The organism is Binatus sp. (SeqCode), from assembly GCF_050013435.1.
Lineage (GTDB): Bacteria > Desulfobacterota > Binatia > Binatales > Binataceae > Binatus.
On sequence record NZ_JBEKFG010000115.1, the window covers coordinates 1 to 6,321 of the forward strand.

7 protein-coding genes are annotated in these 6,321 nt (G+C 62.5%); 4 read left to right on the forward strand and 3 right to left on the reverse strand.

Going from position 1 to position 6,321, the window contains the following annotated elements; genetic code table 11:
• Positions 1-239 precede the first annotated feature (239 nt).
• Together ABSB13_RS16285 and ABSB13_RS16290 are read left to right on the forward strand one after the other, a co-directional pair.
• Positions 240-1,043 (forward strand): alpha/beta fold hydrolase, encoded by an 804-nt coding sequence (locus tag ABSB13_RS16285; protein WP_428110343.1) that lies wholly within the window; start codon positions 240-242, stop codon positions 1,041-1,043.
• Between the two features lie 84 nt (positions 1,044-1,127).
• Positions 1,128-1,934, forward strand: coding sequence for a hypothetical protein (locus ABSB13_RS16290; RefSeq protein WP_428110345.1), 807 nt, complete (start codon positions 1,128-1,130; stop codon positions 1,932-1,934).
• A 32-nt stretch (positions 1,935-1,966) separates the two neighbouring features.
• Here the strand turns inward: ABSB13_RS16290 and lptB are convergent, their stop codons facing one another.
• Positions 1,967-2,755 carry an LPS export ABC transporter ATP-binding protein gene (lptB, locus tag ABSB13_RS16295; RefSeq protein ID WP_428110346.1) on the reverse strand — a complete coding sequence of 263 codons (789 nt, stop codon included), beginning with the start codon at positions 2,753-2,755 and terminating at the stop codon, positions 1,967-1,969.
• Positions 2,756-2,936: 181 nt separating this feature from the next.
• Between lptB and ABSB13_RS16300 the strand changes: the two genes are divergently transcribed.
• Both ABSB13_RS16300 and ABSB13_RS16305 read left to right on the forward strand, forming a co-directional pair.
• Positions 2,937-3,224 carry a hypothetical protein gene (locus tag ABSB13_RS16300; RefSeq protein WP_428110348.1) on the forward strand — a complete coding sequence of 96 codons (288 nt, stop codon included), beginning with the start codon at positions 2,937-2,939 and terminating at the stop codon, positions 3,222-3,224.
• A 119-nt stretch (positions 3,225-3,343) separates the two neighbouring features.
• Positions 3,344-3,637: a hypothetical protein gene (locus tag ABSB13_RS16305; RefSeq protein WP_428110350.1), complete on the forward strand. Its 294-nt coding sequence runs from the start codon at positions 3,344-3,346 to the stop codon at positions 3,635-3,637.
• A gap of 98 nt (positions 3,638-3,735) precedes the next feature.
• On the opposite strand, the gene ABSB13_RS16310 is transcribed toward ABSB13_RS16305, so the two are convergent.
• Together ABSB13_RS16310 and glpK are read right to left on the reverse strand one after the other, a co-directional pair.
• Complete coding sequence (locus ABSB13_RS16310) at positions 3,736-4,371, reverse strand: GNAT family N-acetyltransferase (protein ID WP_428110351.1); 636 nt, start codon at positions 4,369-4,371, stop codon at positions 3,736-3,738.
• Positions 4,372-4,389: 18 nt separating this feature from the next.
• Positions 4,390-5,892 (reverse strand): glycerol kinase GlpK, encoded by a 1,503-nt coding sequence (glpK, locus tag ABSB13_RS16315; RefSeq protein WP_428110353.1) that lies wholly within the window; start codon positions 5,890-5,892, stop codon positions 4,390-4,392.
• Positions 5,893-6,321 lie beyond the last annotated feature (429 nt).

A 6,321-nucleotide genomic window follows, 5' to 3' on the forward strand; every position in this document is an offset into this window, starting at 1 on the left:
AACTCATAACCATCCTCAATGCGATGCTTAAACATCGCACTCATTGGAGTGCTCCATGCCCAAATCCCGCTTGACTATCAACACAGTCGCTGCACCCACCGTTAAGGCTGCGCTCCGTTGTCGCGCGCGGCCCCTGCACCCGCAGTATCAATCGAAAAGACTGGTCCGAAACGGTTTGCCCGCGCGCTTTCGCCCGGCTACCACTAGGAACTGCAAAACCGCTCGCACGGGGAGTCACGATGGAATATCGAATCACGCCCGGCAGATTGGAAATCGGCAAGTTCTCGCTCTACTACGAACGCGTCGGCGCCGGCGCGCCGATCATCTTTCTGCACGGCCTCGGCGGCAACCATCTCTCATGGTGGCAGCAAGTTCCCTACTTCATGCGATCTTTCGAGTGCATCACGGTTGACCAGCGCGGCTTCGGCCTCTCGCCCGACCCCGACGACCTGTTCAATCGCGCGCACGCGAGCGATCTCGGCGCCATGCTCGACCATCTGAAGATCGACAAGGCCTTGCTGATCGGGCAATCGATGGGCGGATGGACGATCGTCGGCTACGCGCTCAAGCATCCCGAACGCGTCGCAGCGATGGTGATGGCGGATACACCGGGCGGAATCTTCACGCCCGAGATGAAGTTCGAACGGCCGCGCGAGCCGATGCCCGTCGATGCGACGCCGCCGATCGGATCGTTGCCGACGTATGCCGCCGATTATTTCTCACGGCGCCCCGAGATGGCGTTTCTGTACGACGAAATCCGGATTCATGGCGCGCGGCCTCCCGCCGACGCGGGCCCGCGGTTAATCGGCCTGCGCTACGATCTCGCTGCCGTGAAGCGATGCCTGACGATGCCCATACTGTGCATGGTTGGCGAGGAGGACACGCTGATCAGACCCGAGGTCGTCAGGGCGCTTGCGTCGGCGCTGCCGAATTCGCGGCTGCGCACGGTCCCCGGCAGCGGCCATTCGATTTATTTTGAGAATCCCGCCGTTTTCAATCAGTTGGTGCGCGATTTCATCGTCGAGATCGGGTACGCGAAGTAGCCGCGAAGTCCGCGTCGCGACGCGGGACAGTCCGGAATTCGCCGAATTGTTAGGTGATTGACGCAGGACTATAATCAAGCCGTTATGAGCCGCATCGCAAATTCGCTGGCGGCCTGCGGGCTGGCGGTGGCTCTGGCGGGATTGGCGTCATGTGTGCCCGTGCAGAATCCCTATGGAACCACCGGTGCGACGAAAGGGGCGCCGCTGGGGACCTCGAGCAGCTTCGGTTCCAGTTCGAGTCTGCCGCCGCCATCGAGCGCGGGCACAGTGGTAGGCGGTGTGATCGATTCGCCGCAAAGCCAGAGTCTCTCCGACTATCTGAAGCATCACTCGCTGCCGCTGGTCGGTGCGCAAGTCGTCACGAGTACCAGCGGCGGCAAGCAGGTAATCCTGTTTGGCTTTGTCGCAAGCGAATTCGGCAAGACTGACGCCGAGCAGAAGGCTCGCCGCTATCTGAAGGATCCGTCGCTGGTGGTGGACAACCGGATCAAGATCAGCCCTGAACTGGCTGGCAGCAGCGGCAGTTCCGGATCGACGGTCAACGGAGTTCCGTCCGGGAATGCAATGCCGTCCGATGGCTCCGATCCATACGCCGCGAGTGGTTCGATCCAGGATTATCAGAACAACGAGCCGCCCGGTGCGCAGGCCTACCAGGCCCAGGGCCAGCAACAGCAGTATCAGCAATACAACAGCGCCCCGCCAAGCATGTTGAACACGATTATCCCCAGGCTGCTCGGCGGCGGTATGCCGATGGGCGGCGGCTACGGCGGCGGAGGTCTCGGTGGATTCAGCTCCGGATACGCGCCGAGTTACGGCAGTTACGGCTATCCAACTTATCCGCCGCCGATGCCAGGTTCCGGGTTTGGCTCGTCGTCCGGGTTTTCTTTCTGATTCGGCCGCGCGCTTTCGATCGATCGGTCCCGCTATCTCGCCAGCTTGAATCGCTCGCCCAGGAACACCTGGCGTACTGCCTCGCTGGCGACGATGTCGCGCGGTTCGCCCTCGAACAAAATCTTGCCGGAGTGAATGATATAGGCGCGGTCGATGATCGACAGCGTGGCGTGCACGTTGTGATCCGACATGAGCACCCCGATGCCGCGGTCCTTGAGATAAGAGACGACGCGCTGAATCTCGACGACGGTGATTGGATCGATTCCCGCGAACGGCTCGTCGAGGCATAAGTACACCGGATCGAGCACCAGCGCGCGGGTGATTTCTACGCGGCGGCGTTCGCCACCGGACAGCACGCCCGCCTTGGCCTTCGCCAGTTTCGAGATTCCGAGTTCGTCGAGCAGCGATTGCAGGCGCGTGTTACGCTCCTCTTCGGTAAGCGGCAGCGTTTCGAGAACCGCCAGCAGATTTTGCTCGACGGTCAGCTTGCGGAAGACGCTGGGCTCTTGCGGCAGGTATGAAATCCCGCGGCGCGCGCGCTGGTACAGCGGCAGGGTCGTGATGTCCTCGCCGCCGAACACGACTCGCCCATGGTCCGGCTTGAGCAGTCCCACCAGCATGTAGAAGGTAGTCGTCTTGCCCGCGCCGTTGGGTCCCAGGAAACCCACCACCTCGCCCGGCTTGACCACTACGTCGACGTTGTCAACGACCGCACGGCCGCCGTAAACCTTGGTTAAGCCTTCACCACGAAGCGCGAGCGTTTCGGCCTTTTCAGCCGCGGCGCTGATCCCGCCCGGTTTGATGCTTTCGACGCTTGCCATTCTCAAATATCGCCCACCTGACCGTCCTAGAACTTATCGGCTTTGACCGGGATTTGGAACGCTTCGCCGGGAATGCCTGCGTCTCAATCATACCATCACCGGCCACGACGCCGGGAGCACCGTCGTCGATGCGATCCAATGCCGGCTGTGCTAAATTGCGCCGCCATGAGGGAGTAGTCCAATGCTCAAAGGATTGTGTTTCGCCGGCGGCGTCATCTTCGGAGTTTTCTTGACCTGTGCCGTGTGCATGCAGCGGCCGGCGTACGGCGGCACTGGCTATTACGGTCCTCCCCCCGGACCTCCACCGGGCAGCCATCCTGCAATCTCACAAGCGATGAACGAGCTACAGCATGCACGCTACGTACTACGGGCTGAGGCCGCAAATGACTATCGAGGGCATAAGGCCAACGCGATCGGATTCATCGACAACGCGCTCGTCGAATTGCAAGTCTGCCAGTCGATGCCGTAGCCATCGAGTGGCCAGGCGAAAGCAAAACAATCACCAGCGTCGCGCCCTCGCCGCGGACACGTGCTCCCGGGCGCGCTCCCGGCGGATTCGCGATTGCCGCTTTTCCGCGGCGCCGTGGGATGCTACTCGATAGGGTCGTGGCCGACGAGTATGACAGCGAGCGCTTTCCCGGAAATTTCTACCAGGGGATGATCCTCAAGCTCGACCGCGCGCGCGGTCGTGGCGTGGTGCGGTCGCATAGCGGCAAGGAAATCCCCTTTGAGTTTCCATTCGTGGCGGTAGTGGGCGCGCCGATTGGCGGCACTATGCCGGGAATCGATCTGATTCGCGAAGGCGACATCGTCGGCTTCGATGTGGGCTGGACCTCCAGTGGACTGCGTGTCACGACCATTCAGCCGCGGCAGCAGGGGTGACCCCTGCACCCAGTATTAAGGCCGCCCGCCGTTGGCGGGCGCGGCCCCTGCCAAGGGCTTTAATACTGCGCTGCCGTCGCCACGGCCAAGGCTCAGCCCTACTGTTTGCGCTGGTACATCCGCCACTGCCTGACGCCTATCGGGTACAGCTCGCCCAGGACTTCGTAGCCATTGGAACTGTAGAACGCGACGTTGGCTTCGGTCCCGGTCTCGAGGTAAACGCCGGCGATTTCAGGCCGCACCCGTGCCTCCAGCGCGAGTCGGGCGAGCAGCGCCTTTCCGTAGCCCTTGCCCTGAAAGTCCGGATCGACCCCGAGGGTTTGCAGATATAGATGCGGCTCCTTGGGATGGTGCTTTGCGAGTACGTTGACAATATTCATCGCGCGGATCATTCCGCCCCATCCGACCCCCCGGACCAGCCGCGGCAACTGTGGCAGTCCCGCGGCGATCAACCCAAGCGTACCTGAATGCCCGACGCCTTCGGTCACCGCGGCGGCAATGACGCGTCCATCATGGACCACGCCGAAGACCGGCTGTCCGGTCCGACGCTCCACACCCAGCTGCGCGCGAAACAAGTTCGCCAGATGCTCGGCGCGCGCGACCGGCTCGGTAATTTCCGGAAGGATCGCCTTGAAGGCCGGATCGTGGATGAACGCGCGGCCGAGCGCGACGGCGGCCTGCTCGTGCTGCTCGGGGTACAGGATAGTAACGATCGGTTTCCCATTTTCAGGCATTTCTTTTGATACCTCGATTTAATCCGACGGCTTCGTGAGCGCGCGCGCGACCGCGTCGCGCCATCCGGCAAGCAGTAGTTCACGCTCGGCAGTCTGCATTTTCGGCTTGAACACTTCCGCTCCCTCGGCGATCGCGTGCAACTCATCCGGTGATTTCCAGACTCCCATCGCCAGGCCCGCGAGCATCGCCGCGCCCATCGCGGTGGTCTCGGCGATCTTCGCGCGCCGGACCGGCTTGCCAAGGATATCCGCCTGGAACTGCATCAGGTAGCGATTCGCGGTGGCGCCGCCGTCGGCGCGCAGCTCGCGCATCGGACGGCCGGTGTCGGATTCCATCGCAACTATCACATCGCGCACCTGGTAGGCGATGCTGTCGAGCGTCGCGCGCACGATATCGGCGCCGGTGGTGCCGCGGGTGATTCCCACGATCGCGCCCCGGGCTGATGCGTCCCAATACGGTGCGCCGAGTCCAACGAACGCCGGCACCACGTAGGGATGCGTGCGATCTTTATTTTTCGCAAAACTCGCGCGCGCATGCCCGTAGGTATCCGCGGCCGTGCGCACCAGCTTCAGGCCGTCGCGAAGCCATTGCACGGCCGCGCCCGCGATAAACACCGAACCCTCGAGCGCGTAGGCGGGCTCGCCGGCGGGACCGAGTGCGGCGGTCGTGAGCAAGCGATTCTTCGACGGCACGATCTGGTCGCCGGTGTTCATCAGCAGGAACGCTCCCGTCCCGTAGGTTGCCTTCGAGTCGCCGGCCGCGACCGCGCCCTGCCCGTAGAGCGCCGATTGCTGATCGCCGATTATCGCCGCGATTGGAATCGCGCGCGGTGCGATCGTGCCCGGCGCCGTCTCGGCCAGCGGGCCTCGCGAACTTGCGGCCCGTGGCAGCATCTCGTGCGGAACCGCCAGCATCGCGAGCATCTCATCGTCCCAATCCCGGCGCGCCAGATTGAACATCATCGTTCTCGACGCGTTGGTGTAATCGGTCACGAACTCCGCGCCGCGGGACAATTTATGCACCAGCCAGGTGTCGATCGTGCCGAAGCACAGCTCGCCGCGCCCGCCGCGCTTGCGTAGTTCGGGCTTTTGATCGAGCAGCCATTTGAGCTTCGTGCCCGAGAAGTAGGGATCGATAACCAGGCCCGTCCGGCGCGCGACTTCGGGCTCGCGCTCGCGCAACTCGTCGCAGATCGCGGCGCTGCGCCGGCATTGCCATACGATCGCGCGATAGATCGGGCGACCGCTGCGCCGCTCCCATACCACGAACGTCTCACGTTGATTGGTGATGCCGACTGCGGCGATCGCGGCGGCCGGCAGCTTCGCGGCGGCGATCGCTTTTTTCGAAAGCGTCACGACCGAGCGGTAAATTTCCTCGGGGTCATGCTCGACCCATCCGGGTTTCGGATAGTACTGCCTGATTTCGGCGTAGGCTCGGCCGCGGATGCGCCCGCGGGCATCGACGACGAAGACCGTCGTGCCCGTGGTTCCCTGGTCGATCGCAAGTATCACTTGAGGCATCGCGAATTCCTGATTCTCAATGGAGAAAAGACAGAAAAGTTTGTCCGAAGAGGCTCACTATTGTCAAAAATGGGAGCAAATTCCGTGTGGTCAAGTTCGGCCGAAATGGGCGATTTCTACCATTAGTTGTGGCCGAATATGGCAGCACCACCATCGCTAGCTTTGTTCCGTCAAAATTAATTTTCGCTGCAAGCGGCGGCTGCCCGATTGCGGACGAGCCAAGCGAGCGCAGAACATCCTGGCGATTGACCATAGCGCACCCATAGCACGCAAGGGCCACTGGGGGCAGGCTGAACAGTTCATCCAGCAGGGGTGACCCCTTGTATCTTGCCGTCAGCATCGCAAGATGGATTTGAACTTGGGCGCGGCAGACCGAGAACCCCTGGGTCCGCAAAGAGCGAGACCGCGGTGCAGCGCGGGTCGCCGCGC

What these genes read in the sequence shown, in the direction of transcription:
- ABSB13_RS16285 (WP_428110343.1), top strand. Translation starts at nt 240, where the DNA reads ATGGAATATCGAATCACGCCCGGCAGATTGGAAATCGGCAAGTTCTCG.
- ABSB13_RS16290 (WP_428110345.1), top strand. Translation starts at nt 1,128, where the DNA reads ATGAGCCGCATCGCAAATTCGCTGGCGGCCTGCGGGCTGGCGGTGGCT.
- lptB (WP_428110346.1), bottom strand. Translation starts at nt 2,755, where the DNA reads ATGGCAAGCGTCGAAAGCATCAAACCGGGCGGGATCAGCGCCGCGGCT.
- ABSB13_RS16300 (WP_428110348.1), top strand. Translation starts at nt 2,937, where the DNA reads ATGCTCAAAGGATTGTGTTTCGCCGGCGGCGTCATCTTCGGAGTTTTC.
- ABSB13_RS16305 (WP_428110350.1), top strand. Translation starts at nt 3,344, where the DNA reads ATGCTACTCGATAGGGTCGTGGCCGACGAGTATGACAGCGAGCGCTTT.
- ABSB13_RS16310 (WP_428110351.1), bottom strand. Translation starts at nt 4,371, where the DNA reads ATGCCTGAAAATGGGAAACCGATCGTTACTATCCTGTACCCCGAGCAG.
- glpK (WP_428110353.1), bottom strand. Translation starts at nt 5,892, where the DNA reads ATGCCTCAAGTGATACTTGCGATCGACCAGGGAACCACGGGCACGACG.